Annotated in this window: 18 protein-coding genes; 13 read left to right on the forward strand and 5 right to left on the reverse strand. The window is 71.9% G+C overall.

The features are described 5' to 3' along the window. Positions 1-154 precede the first annotated feature (154 nt). Entirely contained in the window at positions 155-718 is a 564-nt protein-coding gene (locus BM342_RS02655; protein ID WP_092963968.1) for a dihydrofolate reductase family protein, read from the forward strand. 48 nt (positions 719-766) lie between these two features. On the opposite strand, the gene BM342_RS02660 is transcribed toward BM342_RS02655, so the two are convergent. Beyond that, complete coding sequence (locus BM342_RS02660; protein ID WP_177232029.1) at positions 767-1,540, reverse strand: winged helix-turn-helix domain-containing protein; 774 nt, start codon at positions 1,538-1,540, stop codon at positions 767-769. A gap of 545 nt (positions 1,541-2,085) precedes the next feature. Then, the gene (gene upp, locus BM342_RS02665) at positions 2,086-2,718 is read right to left on the reverse strand and encodes a uracil phosphoribosyltransferase (protein ID WP_092963969.1); all 633 of its coding nucleotides are present in this window, start codon (positions 2,716-2,718) and stop codon (positions 2,086-2,088) included. A 52-nt stretch (positions 2,719-2,770) separates the two neighbouring features. Between upp and tadA the strand changes: the two genes are divergently transcribed. Beyond that, positions 2,771-3,241, forward strand: coding sequence for a tRNA adenosine(34) deaminase TadA (tadA, locus tag BM342_RS02670; protein ID WP_218154885.1), 471 nt, complete (start codon positions 2,771-2,773; stop codon positions 3,239-3,241). Here tadA and BM342_RS02675 read toward each other — a convergent pair whose 3' ends face one another. Then, entirely contained in the window at positions 3,242-3,982 is a 741-nt protein-coding gene (locus BM342_RS02675; protein ID WP_092963970.1) for a glutamine amidotransferase-related protein, read from the reverse strand. Then, positions 3,979-4,941: a cation diffusion facilitator family transporter gene (locus BM342_RS02680; protein WP_092963971.1), complete on the reverse strand. Its 963-nt coding sequence runs from the start codon at positions 4,939-4,941 to the stop codon at positions 3,979-3,981. Before BM342_RS02680 ends, BM342_RS02675 begins: the two co-directional genes overlap by 4 nt. 22 nt (positions 4,942-4,963) lie before the next feature. Between BM342_RS02680 and proC the strand changes: the two genes are divergently transcribed. The 11 genes from proC to BM342_RS02735 all read left to right on the forward strand — a co-directional run bounded on the left by proC (position 4,964) and on the right by BM342_RS02735 (position 17,607). Further along, positions 4,964-5,818 (forward strand): pyrroline-5-carboxylate reductase, encoded by an 855-nt coding sequence (gene proC / locus BM342_RS02685; protein WP_092963972.1) that lies wholly within the window; start codon positions 4,964-4,966, stop codon positions 5,816-5,818. Beyond that, the gene (locus BM342_RS02690; RefSeq protein ID WP_092963973.1) at positions 5,815-7,209 is read left to right on the forward strand and encodes a beta-N-acetylhexosaminidase; all 1,395 of its coding nucleotides are present in this window, start codon (positions 5,815-5,817) and stop codon (positions 7,207-7,209) included. The genes proC and BM342_RS02690 overlap by 4 nt, the downstream gene beginning before the upstream one ends. Before the next feature lie 205 nt (positions 7,210-7,414). Then, entirely contained in the window at positions 7,415-8,554 is a 1,140-nt protein-coding gene (locus tag BM342_RS02695) for an agmatine deiminase family protein (RefSeq protein ID WP_255368473.1), read from the forward strand. Between the two features lie 197 nt (positions 8,555-8,751). Then, positions 8,752-10,281 carry an ABC transporter substrate-binding protein gene (locus BM342_RS02700; RefSeq protein ID WP_177232031.1) on the forward strand — a complete coding sequence of 510 codons (1,530 nt, stop codon included), beginning with the start codon at positions 8,752-8,754 and terminating at the stop codon, positions 10,279-10,281. After that, positions 10,278-11,222 (forward strand): ABC transporter permease, encoded by a 945-nt coding sequence (locus BM342_RS02705; protein ID WP_092963976.1) that lies wholly within the window; start codon positions 10,278-10,280, stop codon positions 11,220-11,222. Before BM342_RS02700 ends, BM342_RS02705 begins: the two co-directional genes overlap by 4 nt. Beyond that, entirely contained in the window at positions 11,219-12,097 is an 879-nt protein-coding gene (locus BM342_RS02710) for an ABC transporter permease (RefSeq protein WP_092963977.1), read from the forward strand. The genes BM342_RS02705 and BM342_RS02710 overlap by 4 nt, the downstream gene beginning before the upstream one ends. Continuing rightward, entirely contained in the window at positions 12,082-13,068 is a 987-nt protein-coding gene (locus tag BM342_RS02715) for an ABC transporter ATP-binding protein (protein WP_255368474.1), read from the forward strand. Before BM342_RS02710 ends, BM342_RS02715 begins: the two co-directional genes overlap by 16 nt. Continuing rightward, on the forward strand, positions 13,065-13,880 hold the full coding sequence (locus BM342_RS02720; protein WP_092963978.1) for an ATP-binding cassette domain-containing protein: 816 nt from the start codon (positions 13,065-13,067) through the stop codon (positions 13,878-13,880). Before BM342_RS02715 ends, BM342_RS02720 begins: the two co-directional genes overlap by 4 nt. A gap of 21 nt (positions 13,881-13,901) precedes the next feature. Further along, positions 13,902-14,507 carry a TetR/AcrR family transcriptional regulator gene (locus BM342_RS02725; RefSeq protein WP_177232032.1) on the forward strand — a complete coding sequence of 202 codons (606 nt, stop codon included), beginning with the start codon at positions 13,902-13,904 and terminating at the stop codon, positions 14,505-14,507. Positions 14,508-14,743: 236 nt separating this feature from the next. After that, positions 14,744-15,811: an agmatine deiminase family protein gene (locus BM342_RS02730; protein WP_218154886.1), complete on the forward strand. Its 1,068-nt coding sequence runs from the start codon at positions 14,744-14,746 to the stop codon at positions 15,809-15,811. 128 nt (positions 15,812-15,939) lie between these two features. After that, a complete protein-coding gene (locus BM342_RS02735) occupies positions 15,940-17,607 on the forward strand; it encodes a DHA2 family efflux MFS transporter permease subunit (RefSeq protein ID WP_218154887.1) in 1,668 nt (555 codons plus the stop codon). Here the strand turns inward: BM342_RS02735 and BM342_RS02740 are convergent. Next, positions 17,594-18,403 carry an LLM class flavin-dependent oxidoreductase gene (locus BM342_RS02740; RefSeq protein ID WP_092963982.1) on the reverse strand — a complete coding sequence of 270 codons (810 nt, stop codon included), beginning with the start codon at positions 18,401-18,403 and terminating at the stop codon, positions 17,594-17,596. The two genes, BM342_RS02735 and BM342_RS02740, sit on opposite strands and share 14 nt — an antisense overlap. Between the last annotated feature and the right edge of the window lie 67 nt (positions 18,404-18,470).

Consider the following 18,470-nt stretch of genomic DNA (forward strand, 5'->3'; position numbering starts at 1 on the left):
GGATAGGTAACGGGCGCTAGTTATCAATCTGTGATTTTCTGGCGAGGTTCCCATGACCTGCCCGAGAGCGCTCGGATCACCCGGACCGGAGCCCGTCGAAGCGGGTTGCCGCGCGCACGCGATCGGGCGAGGATCGAGGTCGGAGGAGGTGCTCATGGGCAGGCTCGTCTACACGGCGATCACGTCGCTCGACGGGTACATGGCCGACGCCGAGGGCGGGTTCGACTGGGCGATGCCCAGCGAGCAGGTGCACGCGGCCGTCAACGCGCAGGAGCGCGCGATCGGCACCATGCTCATCGGTCGGCGCATGTACCAGGTGCTCGCCGCCTGGGAGGACATGCCGGTCGACGGCGCGCCAGAGGTCATCCGCGAGTACGCCGAGATCTGGCGGGCCACCGACAAGGTTGTCTACTCGTCGACGCTCGAGCGCGTGCGGACCGCGAAGACCCGCCTCGTGCGTTCGTTCGATGCCGACGCGGTGCGCGAGCTGGTCGAGACGTCGGCGACGGATGTCTCGATCGGGGGTCCGACGCTCGCGGCGCACGCGCTGCGAGCCGGGCTCGTCGACGAGTACCGGCACTACGTCTCGCCGGTCGTGGTCGGCGGCGGGAACCCGGCGCTGCCCGTCGGCATCCGCCTGGATCTCGAACTCGTCGACCAGCGGCGGTTCTCGAACGGCGTCGTGTACGCGGGCTATCGCACGCGCCGACCGGGGTAGCCCGCTGGGCGGGACGCCCTCATCGGACGGCGTGACGGACGGAGCCGCTCAGTACAGGTCGGGCGAGGGCGTGGAGGCCTGACGGATCGACACGTCGGCGTGACGGTCGAAACGGTAGCCGACGCCGCGCACGGTGCGCACGATGTCCTGGTAGTGCGCGAGCTTGGAGCGCAGGCGACGCACGTGCACGTCGATGGTGCGCTCGCTCGGGACCTCTTCTTCGCCCGCCCAGAGGTTGTCGATGAGCTCGTGGCGGTCGATGGTGCGGCCCTCGCGGAGCACGAGGAACTGGAGCAGCTCGAACTCCTTGTAGGTGAGGCCCGCGGGCTCGCCGTCGAGGAGCACGCGCTTGCGCGAGATGTCGATGATGACGCCGTTGGGGTGACGGTCGGCGTCGGCACGGGTCTCGCCCGCATCGCGCTGCTTCGCGAGCGCGGCCGGGTCCTGCAGGGCGAGGCGCACGACGTCGACGTCGCGACCGCCGGCGCCGGCCGGAGCCAGGGCGACCGCCGCGTAGGTCTCGGCCGAGGGGGCGATCTCGCCGGTCAGCGCTCGGAGCGCCTCGACGATGCGGTGCAGCGTGGTGCCGTCGGCGTCGGCCTTGGACTCGTCGATGCCGACGTAGAGCACGAAGCCGCGGGCCTCGGTGCCCTCGGGCACGGCGCGGACCCGAGGTGCGCGATCGGCGAGCGGGGCGGTGGGGGCGGCCGACTGGGCGGCGGCCTGCAGCGGAGCCGCGCTGCGGATGGCCGAGCCGCTGATGCGGGGGGCCTCGGTGCGGACGGCGGGAGCGGTGCGAACGGGTGCGAGAGCGAGAGACATGATGGATTCCTTGCGCGAAGAAGGTGCAGCGAACACCCCGGACGACGGGGTGGAGCGAAGGCCGGATCGGCCGGTGTGCGAACCCGCGGTGAAGGGGTTCGGGGAGTCGCAGCCGATCGAGGATGTGATCGGCTCAGGCGGCTCGGCGGTCAGGTCGCGGTCAGCGGCACATTCGACAACACATGGATGCACGCGCCGACATCATCATGTCGGTCGACCTGAGAGCCTCGGGGGCGGTCAGGGTGCGTGCGGTGTCAGTCATGAGCGATAGTCAATCCGACGTCTCCGGATGTGTCAATCCGTGACGGTCGCATGACGCACCGTGACGGCGCAGACGGTGCAGGCCGGGGTGCGGCATCCGGCAGGATCAGCCGAGACGCTTCAAACCGAGAAAGAAGCTGCGAAAATCAAGCCTCGAAAAAAATGATCTGCGTCGGATTCTGGGCATGAGCGGGTTCCGCCGAAGATCCTTCGGGGAAGCGGACGGATGCCGCGCAGCATAGTGGTGCGAACGCCCCGCCCGGCCGATCGGATGTCTCGGCGGATCAGACCGTGCCGTAGAGGCGGTCGCCGGCGTCGCCCAGCCCGGGCACGATGTAGCCGTGCTCGTTCAGGCGCTCGTCGAGGGCGCCGAGCACGATGGTCACGTCGTGCCCCTCGAGCTCCCGCTCGAGGAACGCCAGGCCCTCGGGGGCCGCGAGGATGCAGATCGCCGTGACATCGGTCGCGCCGCGCTTCAACAGGAACTCGATGGCCGCTGCGAGCGAACCGCCCGTCGCGAGCATCGGGTCGAGCACGAAGCACTGGCGGCCGGAGAGGTCGTCGGGCAGGCGCTCGGCGTAGGTCGTGGGCTCGAGGGTCTCTTCGTTGCGGGCCATGCCGAGGAAGCCGACCTCGGCGGTCGGCACGAGCTTCGTCATGCCCTCGAGCATGCCGAGACCGGCTCGCAGGATCGGCACGATGAGCGGTCGCGGCTCGGCGATGCGCACACCGGTCGTGGGTGACACCGGAGTCTGGATCTCGATGGGCTCGACCCGCACCCCACGGGTGCCCTCGTAGGCGAGCAGCGTCATGAGCTCCTCGACGAGTGCGCGGAACACGGGCGACGGCGTCTTCACGTCGCGGAGCACCGTCAGCTTGTGGGTGATGAGCGGGTGGTCTGCAACGTGGACTCGCATAGGCTCGAGTCTAGTTCGCGGGGGTCGCCGCACGGGAGGCCGAGGAGGGGCGATGGAGCAGTCGACGCATCGCGAGTGGATGCGGGCCGCGCTCGCCGAGGCCGCGCTCGCGCCGCAGACCGGCGACGTGCCCGTGGGAGCCGTCGTCGTCGATGCCGACGGTCGCGTGATCGCTGCACGGCACAACGAGCGCGAGCTCACCGGAGACCCGACGGCGCACGCCGAGGTGCTGGCCCTGCGCGATGCCGCGGCCGCCCACGGCGAGTGGCGCCTCGAGGGCTGCACGCTCGTCGTCACGCTCGAACCGTGCGTCATGTGCGCCGGGGCGATCCTCGCCGCACGCGTGCCCACCGTCGTGTTCGGCGCGTGGGACGACAAGGCGGGAGCCGCGGGTTCGCTCTACGACGTGCTGCGCGACCGGCGCCTCAACCACCGGGTCGAGGTCTACGCCGGCGTCGAGGCGGATGCCGCGGCGTCGCAGCTGCTGGCATTCTTCGGCGGCTCCGAGCACCGCCGGTCGTAGCTAGGCGGCGACCGTCGCGCGTCGTTCGAGCCCGTCGAGGTATTCGCCGAGCAAGGCGGCCGAGGCCGCCTCGGCCGGCACGCCGAACGACTCGCGCTGCTCGCGCAGGCGTTCGCGGCTGAGCCCGTACTCGGGCAGCTCGTCGCCCCAGGCGGCCAGCCAGTCCTCGTGGATCTCGGTCGTGACCTCGGGGTGGAACTGCACGGCCAGCAGCCAGTCGCCGCGGCGGAACGCCTGGTTCTCGTACTGGGCCGACCCGGCGAGGCGCTCGACGCCGACGGGCAGGTCGAACGTGTCGCCGTGCCACTGCACGGTCGGCACCCCGGCGAAGTGGCGCACGGGGGAGTCGGCCCCGGCCTCGGTCGGGTCGACCTCGAGCCATCCCACCTCCTTGCGCTCGCCGCGGTACACGCGGGCGCCGAGTGCCGAGGCGAGCAGCTGCGCGCCGAGGCACACGCCGAAGATCGGCGCCTCGGCCTCGATGCGACGCCGGAGCAGTCCGAGCTCGTCGGAGAGGTAGGGGTATCGGTCGGTCTCGTACGCGCCCTCGTCGCCGCCGAGCACGACGACCAGGTCGGCGGCCAGCGGGTCGAGCTCGGCGACATCCGTCACCGGGGCGTCGACCGTGATGACGTCGTAGCCGTGCGCCTCGAGCGTCGGGCCGAGGTTGCCGAGGCCGATGGCCGAGTCGTGGCGCAGCACGAGGGCCGTGCGACGGGCGGCCGCCGCGGCATCCGTCATTCGAGGCCCTTGATGACGATCGCGTCGGTGGGCGGCGCGACGAGGTTCGGGTCGACGTAGACGTCGGGCTCGATGTAGATGACCCGGGCTGCGGGCACCGCCGTGCGGATGCGCTGCTCGACGACGTTCGTCGCAGCAGCGACCTCGAGCAGCGACTGGTCGGCCGCGAAGCCGAGCTTGGCGGCCACGAGCAGCTCGTCGGGGCCGAGGTACAGCGTCTTCATGTGGATGATGCGCTCGATCTCGGGGCCGGCGGCGATCGCCTGCTCGATCTTCTCGATGTCGTCGTCGCCTGCGCCCTCGCCGACCAGCAGGGACTTCGTCTCGATGCCGAGGATGATCGCGACGACCACCAGCAGCGTGCCGATCATGAGCGTGCCGATCGCGTCGAACGCCGGGTTGCCGGTGATGACCGTGAGACCGACGCCGAGCAGGGCGAACACGAGGCCGAGCAGGGCCGCGACGTCTTCGAGGAGCACGACGGGCAGCTCGGGGGCCTTCGCGCGCCGCACGAACTGCACCCAGCTCTGCTTGCCGCGCAGCGGGTTCGACTCCTTCACGGCCGTGCGCAGCGAGAACGACTCGAGCACGATGGCGATGGCCAGCACGAGCAGCGGCAGCCAGGCATTGGTGAGCTCGTGCGGGTGCGTGAGCTTCTCGACGCCCTCGTAGATCGAGAACACGCCGCCGACCGAGAACAGGATGATCGAGACGACGAAGGCGTACACGTATCGCTCGCGGCCGAAGCCGAAGGGGTGCTCCTTGTCGGCCGCCTTCTTCGCCTGGCGCCCGCCGAGCATGAGCAGCAGCTGGTTGCCGGAATCGGCGACCGAGTGGATGCCCTCGGCGAGCATCGAGGCCGACCCCGAGAAGAACCATGCGATGAACTTGGTGATGGCGATGCCGAGGTTCGCGAGGAATGCCGCGACGATCGCCTTGCTGCCGCCTGATGCGCTCATGCGCCAATCCTAGGATGGTCGAATGAGTGCCGCAGACGAGCCCGTGACCCTCCCGACGATCGCCTTCCTGGGGGCGGGTTCCATGGCCCGCGCCATCCTGAACGGCCTGCTGCAGCCCGGCATCGAGGTGGCCGGGGGCATCCGCGCGACCAACCGATCCGCGGCCAACGCGGCCGAGCTGTCGGCCCTCGCCGGCGTCACTGCGTACGCCACCGAGACGGATGCCGCGGCCAACCGCATGGCGGTCGCAGGCGCCAAGATCGTGATCGTCGCCGTGAAGCCCGCCATGGTGCCCGACCTGCTGCGCGAGATCGGCGACGCGATCGAGCCCGATGCCGTCGTCGTGTCGGTCGCGGCCGGCGTGACCGTCGCGACCTTCGAGTCGCTCCTGCCGGCATCGGTCGCCGTGATCCGCTCGATGCCGAACACGCCCGCCCTCGTCGGCCACGCCGTCACGGGCGTCGCGCCCGGCACGCGCTCGACCGACGACGACCTCGCGCTCGCCGTGACGCTCTTCCGGAGCGTGGGCGACGTCATCGTCGTGCCCGAGTCGCAGATCGACGCGCTCTCGACCGTCTCCGGATCGGGTCCGGCCTACGTCTTCTACCTCATCGAGCAGCTCACGGCCGCGGCCGTCGCCAAGGGCTTCACGCCCGAGCAGGCCGCGCTCATGGTGCAGGGCACGTTCCGGGGCGCGAGCGAGCTGCTCGCGGCATCCGATGTCGACCCGACCGAGCTGCGCCGACGAGTGACGAGCCCGAAGGGCACCACCGAGCGGGCCGTCGCCGTGCTCGAGGGGGCCGGGCTCGAGGCGATCTTCGTCGAGGCGACGGATGCCGCGCTCGCGCGCGCCCGCGAGCTGGCGGCCGGCGCGTGAGCGCGCCCGAGGCCGGCCCGGCAGATGAGTCGTCTGCACCGCTCGCGCCGCTCGACCTCCGCGGCGAACCGCGGTTCGCGTGGCGCGGCGTCATGCTCGACGTCGCGCGCCGGTTCCGCCCGCTGCCCGACCTGCTGCGCTTCGTCGACCTGCTCGCGGCGCACGGCCTCAACGTGCTGCAGCTGCACCTGACCGACGACCAGGGCTGGCGGTTCGAGGTGCGGGCGTATCCGCGGCTCACTGAGGTCGGCGGTCGCCGCTCGGAATCCCAGCTCGGGCATGGCCCGCAGTCGACGCTCGACGGCGTGCCCCACGAGGGCTCGTACACGCAGCACGAGCTGCGCGGGCTCGTCGCGTACGCGGCCGCCCGCGGCATCCGCGTGGTGCCCGAGATCGACGTTCCGGGTCATGCGCAGTCGATCCTCGCCGCGTACCCCGAGTTCGGCGTCGGCGGGGCCGAGGCCGTGCGCGCGCGCATCGGCGAGCCGTGGACCCGCTTCGGCATCAGCGACGAGGTGCTGAACGTCGAGGACGCCACGCTCGCGTTCGTGTGCACGGTGTTCGACGAGCTCTGCGACGTGTTCGACTCCGACGTCGTGGGATTCGGCGGTGACGAGGCGCAGAAGCGGCGCTGGCATGAGGACCCGCGCACCCAGGAGCTCATGGCCGAGCGCGGGCTCGTCTCCGAGGACGAGCTGCAGGCGTGGTTCCTCGGGCGCGTGGCCGGGCACGTCGCCGAGCGCGGGCGTCGCGTCATCGGCTGGGACGAGATGCTCGAGGGTGCGGATGCCGCGGGCGGGCCCGGTGCGGAGGGCGCAGCGGTCGGCGGTCCGACCGTGCCGACGCTGCCCGCCGACGCGGTCGTCGCCTCGTGGCGCGGGCCCGTCGGCGCCGAGCTCGGCGCGCGCCTCGGCCACGACGTCGTGCTCTGCCCCGACCTCTGGACCTACTTCGACTATCGGCAGTCGGATGCCGCAGACGAGCCGATCCCGGTCGGCACCGTGCTCTCGCTCGAAGACGTCGCGTCGTTCGATCCGGTGCCCGACGGGGCTCCCGAGTGGTTCGCCGAGCGGGTCGTCGGCGTGCAGGCGAACGTCTGGACCGAACAGCTCGACACCCGGGACCGGCTCGATTACGCGGTGTTCCCGCGGCTCGGCGCGTTCGCCGAGGTCGCGTGGAACGGCGGGCCGCTCGACTGGGCGGCGTTCTCGTCGCGCCTGCCCGCGTACCTCGCCTGGCTCGCCGAGCAGGGGGTCGGCTTCCGTCCGCTCGAGGGGCCCCGGCCCGACCAGCAACGCCCGGGCGTTCCGGGGGTGCCGCGCGAGCGGGCGGCGCGCATCGCGGAGCTCGAGCGGCTGACCGCGTCGCTCGCTCGGGTCTCGGGCGCGTAGCCGGCGACACGGGTTCGAGGGTTCGGGCGCGGCTCCGAGGCATCCGCCCTTCGCCGTTGCGAGATCGCAGACTCCTCGCCGATCGGGCGCGTCCGTGCCACGCTGTGAATGCGCCATGGAGCGGGTCGTTCGATGCGGGCCCGGCCGTGGCATCGACCTATATTTGGATGAAATCCAATTCATGGGGAGGTGGGGTGTGTCCGGAATGCGGATCTCCCGACGCGGAGTGCTCACTGCGGCCGGCCTCGGCCTGCTGGGCATCGGCACGGCAGGTTGCGCGCCTGCGACGAACTCCGGCGGCCGGTCGTCGGCGACGACCGATGGGCACGCCGCGATGGACCGCCGGCTCGGTGCCGAGTGGGAGCCGCACGAGCTCACCGTCATGTCGTGGCCGACCGAGGCCATCTGGGGCGAGGACCTGCAGGACGTGCGCGACGACCTCGCCTCGGTCGCGGCGGCCATCGCCGCCTACGAGCCGGTCGTGCTGCTCGCCTCGCCCGGCGACGAGGAGGATGCCGCGTACGCGGTCGGCGACGACGTCGAGATCCTGACCGTTCCGGTCGACGACCTGTGGGCGCGGGACACCGTGCCGGTGTTCGTCGAGGGCCCGGCCGGGATCGAGGGCGTCGACCTCAACTTCAACGGCTGGGGCGGCAAGCAGTTCCACGAGCACGACGCGGGGGTCGGCGCGGCCGTGCTGGCCGAGTTCGGGATTCCGCGCGTCGTGGCCTCGCTCGTCGCCGAGGGCGGGTCATTGGAGACCGACGGCCAGGGCACCCTGCTCGTCACCGAGAGCTCGATCGTCAACGACAACCGCAACCCGGGGCTCTGGCGCGACGAGATCGAGCAGCGCCTCATGGACCTGCTCGGCATGCGCAAGGTGATCTGGTTCGACGGCGTCTACGACCAGGACATCACCGACGCGCACATCGACTCGCTCGTGCGCTTCGTCGCGCCCGGCGTCGTGCTGCTCGACGTGCCGGGGCCGGGCGCACCCGACGACGTCTGGTCGCGCTCGAGCGAGCAGGCGCGGTCGGTGCTGGCCTCGGCGACGGATGCCGCGGGGCGGCCGATCGAGGTCGTCGAACTGCCCCAGCCCGACTTCGCGAAGATCCGGGGCGACGGTGACGACTTTCTCGCGTCGTACGTCAACTTCTTCATCGCCAACGGCGCGGTATTCGTGCCGGAGTTCGGCGATCGCAGGGCCGACCGGCGCGCGCAGGACGTCCTGCAGGAGCAGTTCCCCGACCGCGACATCCTGCCTCTCGCGATCGACACGGTCGCCTCCGGTGGCGGCGGCATCCACTGCGCGACGCACGACCTGCCGGCCCGACCCGGCGAGTGACTCCGGAGCCCGAGGGCGTCCGGTCGTGATCGTGCGAGCGGGCGCGATTCAGGCGCGGTCGGGCGGGCCCGATCATCCGTCCCGAGGAGCTGTTGACATCCGGGCGGCTGCCGCCGATGATATTTGGATATCATCCAAATTCGGATGACATCCAAATTCGACCGGTGACGTCGTCGTCGCCGGGGACAGGAGTCCTCATGGCCCCCTCCATGACGAAGGCGCTCGCCGCGCTCGCCGGGGCGTTCGCGGTCGCCGCGCTCGCCGCATGCAGCCCGGCCGGAGTCAGCGCAGACCCGGCCGACGCGAACACGCTGCACGTCGCCCGCGCCGAGTCGTTCGACGGGTGGGACCCCGACAAGGCGGCGGCCTACTCGACCTACCAGACGCTGCAGGGCGTGCTCGAACCACTGCTCCGGGTCGCCCCCGAAGGCGACGGAATCGAGGCGGGCCTCGCCGAGTCGTGGACCTACGACCCCGCCGCCCTGACCTGGACCTTCGTGCTCCGCGAGGGCACGAGCTTCAGCGACGGCACTCCGCTCACCTCGGCCGACGTGGCCTTCTCGGCCGGCGTCTGGGCCGAGGGCCCGAACTACGGCACCCTGTACGCGAACATCACGGGCGTCGCCACGCCCGACGAGCGCACCGCGGTGTTCTCGCTCGCCACGCCCGATTCGACGCTGCCGGTGCTCATGACCTGGTCGTCGTCGGCGATCTTCCCGGTCGACTTCGGCGGACTCTCGAAGGACGAGTACTTCGCGAAGCCGACGGGCGCGGGCGCGTTCGTCGTCGCCGACTGGTCGCCCGGCGGACGCATCGTGCTCGAGAAGAACCCCCACTACTACCTCGAGGGGCGGCCGCACGTCGACCGCGTCGAGATCGAGGTCATCGCCGACGCGACGGAGCGGGGCGCGCAGTTCCAGGCCGGTCAGATCGACATCGCCGAGTACGTCTCGGCGATCGACGCGAAGCAGTACGGCGAAGGTCTCGTCGCCCTGCCGGTCGGGCAGGTCGAACACCTGAGCTTCAACACGACCCGCGCTCCGCTCGACGATCCGCAGCTGCGACGCGCCGTCGCGCATGCGATCGACTACGACTCGATCGTTGAGGGCGCGTTCCGCGGCTACGGTTCGGCGCCCCGCGGAATCATCCCGCCGAACCTCGCCAACTGGGCGCCGCCCAGCGTCGAGCCCTACTCGCTCGACCTCGACGAGGCGCGCGACCTGCTCGCCGCCTCGGCCACCCCGAAGCCCGGACCGCTCGAGCTCATCTACGACGCCGGCAACCCGACCGACCACCTCGTCGCACAGGTCGTCGCGGCGAACCTCGCCGAGATCGACGTCGAGGTCACGCTCACCGCGCTCGAGACCGGCGCGTTCCTGAGCCGCGCCTACGGCCTCGACGCCGACCTGGTGCTGTGGTCGTACGGGGCCGTCTCGCCCGACGTGGTCGACCCCCTGGGCTGGATCCACGGCACCTCGTGGCTGTTCTCGGGCTTCGAGGGCGAGACCGTGCAGCAGCAGTTCTTCGCCTACACGGCGACCGAGGCCCCCGACGAGAAGCAGGCGATCGTCCAGGCCGTGCAGGACGACGCGATCGAGAACGCGCAGGCCATCAGCCTCGCCGAGTTCCAGGTGCTGCACGGGGTGGCCGACCGGGTCTCGGGCTTCGAGCCCGCGCCGTGGGGCATGTACGCGTGGGACACGATCGAGGTCGGCGACGGATCGTGAGCCGGTACCTCTTCATCGCGAAGCGGCTCGCGTTCGCGATCCCGCTGCTGTTCGCGATCGTGCTGCTCGTCTTCCTGATCCTCAAGGTGACACCGGGCGACCCGGCCAGGCTCATCGTCGGGCTTCGCGCCTCCGACGCCGAGCTGGCGGTCGTGCGGGCGCAGCTCGGGCTCGACGACCCCGCGATCGTGCAGTACTTCCGCTACGTCGGCGAGGTGCTCACCGGCAACCTCGGCTACTCGTTCAAGTCGAACGAGCCGGTCACGAGCCTCATCGCCGAGCGCCTGCCGGTCACCGTGTGGCTGCTCGGCGTCGGCACGCTGCTCTCGCTCGTCATCTCGGTGCCGCTCGCGATGTTCTCGGCGCGCCGACCCGACCGTGCGTTCGACCACGCGACCCGTGCGTTCGGGCTCGTCGCGCTCGCCATGCCGTCGTTCTGGGTGGGGATCATCCTCATCCTCACGGTGGCGCTGCCGACGGGGTGGTTCCCGGTCGGCGGATTCGGCGACACCCCGGCCGAGCACCTGCGATCGATCGTGCTGCCCGCCCTCACCCTGGCCCTCTCGATCGCGCCGCTGCAGGTGCGCAGCCTCAGGGCGAGCATGATCACCGTGCTCGGCGCCGAGCACGTCACGACCGCTCGCTCGCTCGGGGTCGGACCCTCGCGGGTCATGTCGAAGTTCGTGCTGCGCAACGCCGCGCCGCCGACCGTGTCGATCCTCGCGCTGAACCTCGGCTACCTGCTGTTCGGCGCCGTCGTGGTCGAGACGACCTTCGCGCTGCCCGGCATCGGCCAGGGCATCGTGCTCGCCGCCCGGCAGCGCGACATCCCCTCGATCCAGGGCTACACGCTGCTCTTCGCGGTGGCCGTGGTGCTCGTGTTCCTCATCGCCGACGTCATCACCTCGATCGCCGACCCTCGACTGGAGGTCGAGTCATGAGCGCCGGAACCGTCACGACCGTCACGGCCGCAGCCGTGGGCGTGCTGCCCGCCCGCGCCGTGCCGGGCGCCGAACGCGTGCGCCTGCCGCGCCGCGTCTGGGTCGGCACCGGCATCGTCGCGATCTACGTGCTCGTGGCGGTGCTCGCACCGGTCATCGCCCCGTACGACCCGCTCGAGCAGGACATCGTGAACGCCCTCGCCTCGCCGAGCCCCGAGCACTGGCTCGGAACCGACGAGCTCGGCCGCGACGTCGTGTCCCGACTCGTGTACGCCTCGCGCATCGACCTGCTCGTCGGATTCCTCGGGGCCGCGCTGCCCGCAGTGCTCGGCACGGTGCTCGGCGCGATCGCCGGGTTCCGCGGCGGCTGGGTCGATGGCGTCATCATGCGCGTCTCCGACGTGGTGCAGGCGTTCCCCACGTACATCCTCATCATCGCGCTGGTGTTCGTGCTCGGGCCGGGGGTGCCGTCGATCCTCGTCGCATTCACGCTCATCGCGTGGGTCGCATACGCGCGCCTCATCCGCACCGAGGTGCTGCGCACGCGCGGCCTCGAGTACGTGTCGGCGGCGCGTGCCTCTGGCCTCTCGCCGCGCCGGGTGCTCTGGCGGCACGTGTTCCCGAACTCGGTGGGGCAGACGCTCGTCTACCTGCCGAGCGACATCGTCGGCGCGACGCTCGGGCTCGCGGCGCTCTCGTTCCTCGGCCTCGGCATCCAGGCGCCGACGCCCGAGTGGGGCGCCATGATCGCCGCCGGGCAGCCGTACATCCGCGAGCAGTGGTGGCTGTCGACCGTGCCGGGCCTGGTCGTCGTCGGGTTCGGACTCGGGCTCAGCCTGATCGGAGAGGGGATCGAAGCATGGACCAGGAAGTGAGCCGCACGGTGCTCGCCGTCGACGGGCTGCGCGTCGACCTCGCGGTCGGCGGCGGCACGATGCACCCCGTCGACGGCGTCTCGTTCGAGGTCGCGGCGGGCGAATCGCTCGGCATCGTCGGCGAGTCGGGCTCGGGCAAGAGCCTCTCGCTGAAGGCCGTGCTCGGACTGCTGCCGCCGGGGGCGACCGCCGAGGGGGACCTTCGCTTCGCGTTCGACGGCGGCGTGGTCCGCGATGCCGAGCGGGTGCGCGGGTACGGGGTCGCGATGGTGTTCCAGGAACCGATGACGGCGCTCAATCCGACGATGCGGGTCGGCGACCTCATCGCCGAGGCGGTGCGGGCGAGGGGGAGGATGTCGCGCCGGGCGTCACGGGCACGCGTGCTCGAGCTCATGGCGGGCGTCGGCATCCCCGAACCCGAGCGGCGCGCGCGCATGTGGCCGCACGAGCTCTCGGGAGGGTTGCGGCAGCGCGTCATGATCGCCGCGGCCCTCGCCACCGAGCCCGAGCTGCTGCTCTGCGACGAGCCGACCACCGCGCTCGACGTGACGGTCCAGGCGCAGATCCTCGACCTGCTGCGACGCCTCCGCGAGGAGCGCGGCCTCGCCATGGTGTTCGTCTCGCACGACCTGGCGGTCGTCGCCGAGGTGTGCGACCGGGTCGCCGTGATGTACGCGGGCCGGATCGTGGAGGTCGGCCCGGTCGACGAGGTGCTGCGTTCGCCGAGGCATCCGTACACAGCGGCCCTGCTCGCCTCTGCGCCGTCGTTCGCCGGCGGCGGCGAACGGCTTGCGACGATCCCCGGCTCGCCGCCCGACCCGCGCAGCTTTCCCGACGGGTGTCGTTTCGCCGCCCGGTGCGCCTTCGCGCGCGAGGACTGCCTGATCGCCGAGCACGAACTCGTCGGCGTCGACGAACGGCGGGCGACCGCCTGCATCCATCCCGAAGCCCTCATGGAGGTCGCCCGATGAGTGCGCATCTCGAAGCCCGCGGACTGCGCGTGAGCTACCGAACCGGTTCGGCGCTCGCCGCCAGGCTGCGGGGAAGGCCCGTGCCCGTGCTGCACGCGCTCGACGGGGTCGACCTCGTCGTGGAGCGCGGGTCGGCGGTCGGCATCGTCGGGGAGTCGGGGTGCGGCAAGTCCACCCTCGCTCGGGCGATCGTCGGGCTCGTCGAGCTCGACGGCGGCGCCTTGGCCCTCGACGGCGAGCCACTGCCGCTGAAACGCAGCCGAGCGCAGACCCGGCGCATCCAGATGGTGTTCCAGGACCCCAGCGCCTCGCTCAACCCGTCGATGACGATCGGGCAGACGCTCGGCGAGCTGCTGCGGGTGCACCGCATGGTGCCCGCCGCAGACGTGACGCGCCGTTCGGCCGAGCTGCTCGAACTCGTCGAGCTGCCGACCTCGCTCCTCGCCGCATACCCGCGTCGGCTCTCCGGCGGGCAGCGGCAGCGGGTGGGCATCGCCAGGGCACTCGCCCTCGAGCCCGAGATCCTCATCGCCGACGAGTCGGTCGCCGCGCTGGACGTCTCGGTGCAGGCGGCCATCCTCAACCTGCTCGAACGGCTGCGCGCCGAGCTCGGGCTCACCCTGCTCTTCATCTCGCACGACCTCGCCGTGGTTCGGCACCTCACCGAGCGGGTCGTCGTGATGACGGCGGGTCGGATCGTGGAGGATCGGCCCACCGAGGAGCTCTTCCGCGACCCGCACCATCCCTACACCGCGGCCCTGCTCGCCGCTGCGCCGCACCTGGGGGCGCTGGCTAGGATGGGGACGCGATGAGCGAGAGGGCGGCGTGACGTGGTGACCGACCGGCGTGCCAAGGGCAAGGCGCGCGAAGAGCTCGTCGTCGAGGCGGCCGCGAAGGCCATCGCCGAGCTGGGGCTCGCGAACGTGCGTGTCACCGACATCGCCGAGCGGGCGGGCATGCGCCCCGGGCACGTCACCTACTACTTCCCGTCGAAGACCGAGCTGCTCATGCTCGCGATCCGCCAGAGCGAGGAATCGCTGGTCGAGCAGGCCGAGGCCGAGCTCGGCGGCATCGACGATCCGTGGGCCCGGCTCGAGCGGTTGATCGAGCTGTCGGCGTCGAACGGCCGCGGCGATCCCGGCTGGATCCTCTGGTTCCAGGTGTGGTCGGATGCCGCGACCGACGACGTCGTCTCGGAGGTGCACAACGAGCTCGACGAGGGCTGGCGGCAGATCCTGCGAGACGTGCTCGAATACGGACGCGAGCGCGGCGCCTTCGCCTTCGACGACCTCGGCGAGGTCGCGCAGATCCTCTCGGCCACGATCGACGGGCTGTCGATCCAGTTGACGGTCGGCGCCGCGGGCGTCGATCACGCGCGGCTGCTCGCCCTCTGCGTGCGGAGCGCGGCGGCGTTCCTGGGGGAGCCCGCGCACCGCTGACCGGCGCTGTTCGGTGCTCGCCGAGCGCAAGGCGCCGAGCGAGGCGCCGCTCGCCTCGCGAACCTCGGCCGCGCACGCGGTGCGCCATGCATTCGCGCGCGCTCCCACGCGCACTCGGGCGCGGTGTTCGGCACCCGTGATCCGCCCTGAGCACCACTTGCCACTTTCTTGGTTTTCATCCAAAATAGTCGAACACAACCCCATCCGCACCGACGCGTGATCACTGGAGGTCCGCCGTGACTCAGACGACTCCCACCCCGACCCGAACCGGGCCGACCCCGGCCGAGGCCGGCTACTCGATGCCGGCCGAATGGGCGCCCCACTCGGCCTGCGTCATGATCTGGCCGACCCGCCGCGAGCTCTGGCGCGAGCGATTCGAGGACGCGAAGCGCGACTACGCCGCCGTGGCCCGCGCGATCGCCGCGTTCGAGCCCGTGGTGATGCTCTGCAACCCCGGGCTCTCCGCCGAGGTGCGCAGCCTCTGCGGCGGCGGCGTCGAGGCCCTCGAGGTGCCGGTCGACGACTCGTGGGCGCGCGACAGCGGACCCGCGTTCGTCACGAACGCGGCGGGCGAGCTCGCCGCGGTCAAGTTCGGCTTCAACGCGTGGGGCAATCGCTGGCATCCGCACGACCAGGACGCCCTCGTGCCCGACCGGCTCGCCGCGCACTTGGGTGTGCCGCTCTTCGAGGCGCCCTTCGTGCTCGAGGGCGGCGCGTTCTTCGTCGACGGCGAGGGAACGCTCATCACGACCGAGCAGTGCCTGCTGAACCCCAACCGCAACCCGCATCTCTCGAAGGCCGAGATCGAGCAGGGCCTGCGCGACTACCTCGGCGTCTCGACCGTGATCTGGCTGCCCTTCGGCCACAGCCTCGACGTCGGCCCGGCCGGCACCGACGGACACGTCGACGGCGTCGCCCAGTACCTCGCCCCGGGAAGGGTGCTGCTCGAGGTCCCGTCGGATCCGCGCTCGGGCGAGTACGACCGCGCCCGCGCGAACCTCGCGCGCCTGCAGGCATCCCACGACGCTGCCGGCCGTCCGCTCGAGATCGAGCACCTCGACCCCGATCTCGCCGCCGAGGTCTCCTACGCGAACCACTACCTCGCGAACGGCGCGGTCATCGTGCCGGTCGGCGGGGACGGCCCCGAGGGCGACGAGCGCGACGCGCCCGTGCTCGAGTTCCTCGCGCGGATGCACCCCGACCGCGAGATCGTCGGCGTGCCGGGCGAGACGATCGCCTTCGGCGGCGGCGGCCCCCACTGCATCACCCAGCAGGTGCCTGCCGCAGGTCCGGCCAGGGGATAGCGGCGAGATCGTGGGCGGGCCGTGCGCGGCCCGCCCACGGCATCCGCTCGACCTCCGCCATTCGGTTGACGGGGGTGGGCGGCCCCCAGCCCTATCGTGGGCAGGGTGGGGGCACGGAGGGGATGGCGATGACCGCAGGCGAGCACGAACAGCAGGGGCGCACGGGCACCCGACGGTGGATCGGGCTCTGGGTGCTCGCGTCGGCACTGTCGATGATCGTGCTCGACGGCACGATCGTGGGCGTCGCGCTGCCGACGCTCATCACCGACCTCGACCTCGACTTCAGCGAGGCGCAGTGGGTCAACGGCATCTACTCGGTCGTGTTCGCCGCGCTGCTGCTGACCGCCGGGCGCCTCGGCGACCGCCTCGGACGGCGGAGCGCGATGTTCGCGGGCATCGCGCTGTTCCTGCTGGGCAGCCTGCTCGCGTCGCTCGCCACGGGTGGCGACTCGCTCATCTTCGCGCGGTTCGTGCAGGGCATCGGCGGCGCGTTCATCCTCCCGGCGACCCTGTCGACCGTCAACGCGACCTTCCGCGGGCGGGATCGCGCCGTCGCGTTCGGCGTGTGGGGCGCGGTCATCTCGGGCGTCGCCGCGCTCGGCCCGCTGCTCGGCGGCTGGCTCACCGAGTCGTTCGGGTGGCAGTGGATCTTCCTCGTGAACCTGCCCTTCGGCATCGCGATCGTGATCGCCGCGCTCTTCACGGTCGACGACACCCGAGCCCACGTCACGAGCCCGGGGCTCGACGTCGACGGCCTGCTGCTCTCGGCGATCGGCTTCGGCGCCCTCGTGTTCGGCCTGATCGAGGGCGGGTCGCTCGGCTGGTGGGCGCCAGAGCAGCCGTTCGTGCTGTTCGGCTGGACCTGGCCCGCCGACTGGCCCCTCTCGCCCGTGCCGATCGCGCTCGCCGTCGGCGTCGTGTCGCTCGTGCTCTTCGTGCTGTGGGAGCGCCACCGGGCGCGCAACGGCCGCTCGGCGATCCTCGACGTTCGGCTCTTCTCGGTGCCGACCTTCACCTGGGGCAACCTCGTCGCGCTCTGCGTCGCTGTCGGCGAGTTCGGCATCCTCTTCGTGCTGCCCCTCTTCATCGTCAACGCGCTCGGACTGTCGACGCTCACCGCCGGGCTGGTGCTCGCCGCGATGGGACTCGGCGCGTTCGCGTCGGGCGCCTCGGCCAGGCACCTCTCGGAGCGGTTCGGAGCGCCGAACGTCGTGCTGATGGGCCTCGGCATCGAGTTCGTCGGCGCCGTCGCGGCCGCGCTGCTGCTCGGACCCGACCTGTCGGGGTGGTGGCTCGCCGCCGTGCTCGCCCTCTACGGGCTCGGGCTCGGGCTCGCCTCGGCGCAGCTCACCGGCACGGTGCTCGCCGACATCCCGCCAGAGCAGTCGGGTCAGGGCTCCGCGACCCAGAGCACGGTGCGCCAGGTCGGCTCCGCGCTGGGCACCGCGGTCATCGGCGCGGTGCTCGCCGCAGGGCTCGCATTCGCGTTGCCCGCGCAGCTCGACGGGCAGTCCGGGCTGCCGGCCTCGGCCGAGCAGCAGGTCATCGACGCGACCGAGCTGTCGGCGGGCGCGAACATCCCCGCGCTGCGCGAACAGGGCACCGACGGACAGCTGGGTGAGGCCGGGCCGGCGGTCGCCGACGCGCTCTCGGCCGGCATGGCGGATGCGTCGCGCTGGGCGCTGCTCGCGGCATCCGTGTTCCTGCTGTTCGGCGCGGGCTTCGCGCTGCAGCTTCGCGCCCGGTCTCGACGTCGTCCGACCGCCGCCGAGTCGTCGGCGGTCAGCGACCGCTGAGCTGCCCGACGAGCGGCCCGAGCCGCGCGGCGTGCTCGTGCGACATCGTGAAGTAGGAGACCCCTGCCGTCTCGCGCAGCTGCTCGAGGTGCTCCGCGTCTCGCTCGTCGTCGCCCGAGAGCAGGGCGGCGGCTCCTGCGTCGCGCAGCCCGTCCGGGGTCAGTCCCAGCCGGAGACGCAGCCACTCGGGCAGGTCGTCGCCGACCCCGGCGATCTGGAGCGCGATCTCGAGGTCCGCCCCGGCTCGCGCGCGTGCCCGGGCGGTCAGGGCGGCGACCTCGTCGACCGAGGCGGTCGGCGGCACGGCGAGGGCCAGCGTCGTGGCGAAGGCGCCGGCGAGTCGCAGCATCCGGTCGCCGCTTCCGGCGATGACGACGGGGACGTCGGGCAGCTCGGCACGGGCAGCGGCGGCGGTCGCCTCGACCGCGTCGACGCGTCTGGCCGGTGCGCCCCACTCGACGCCGAGTCGAGCCGCATCGTGCTCGCCGCCCGGCCGCCCGGCGCCCAGGCCGAGTTCGAACCGGCCGCCCGACAGCTCGTGCAGGGTGGTGGCGTCCCGCACCGTCTCGGCGGGCGAGCGGAGCGGAGCGGCCAGCACCCAGGTGCCGAGGTGCAGGCGCTCGGTCGCCGTCGCCGCGGCGGAGAGCGCGAGCAGCGGCGACGCCGTCTGCAACGTGTCCGGCACGAGCAGCGTCGAGAAGCCGAGCTGCTCGAGCTCCCGGGCCGTGGCCGCCCACGAGGCCGCCGACGCGCGTCGTCCGACGACCGCGCCGAACCTGAAGGGATGTCTCGTCATGGCTCGATCCTGCGCCGGGAGATGCGGCGCCGCATCCGCTCGTGGGCGGCATCGCGCGTACTCCGCC

Origin of the sequence: Agromyces sp. CF514 (assembly GCF_900113185.1) — a bacterium.
Taxonomy (GTDB): Bacteria; Actinomycetota; Actinomycetes; order Actinomycetales; family Microbacteriaceae; genus Agromyces.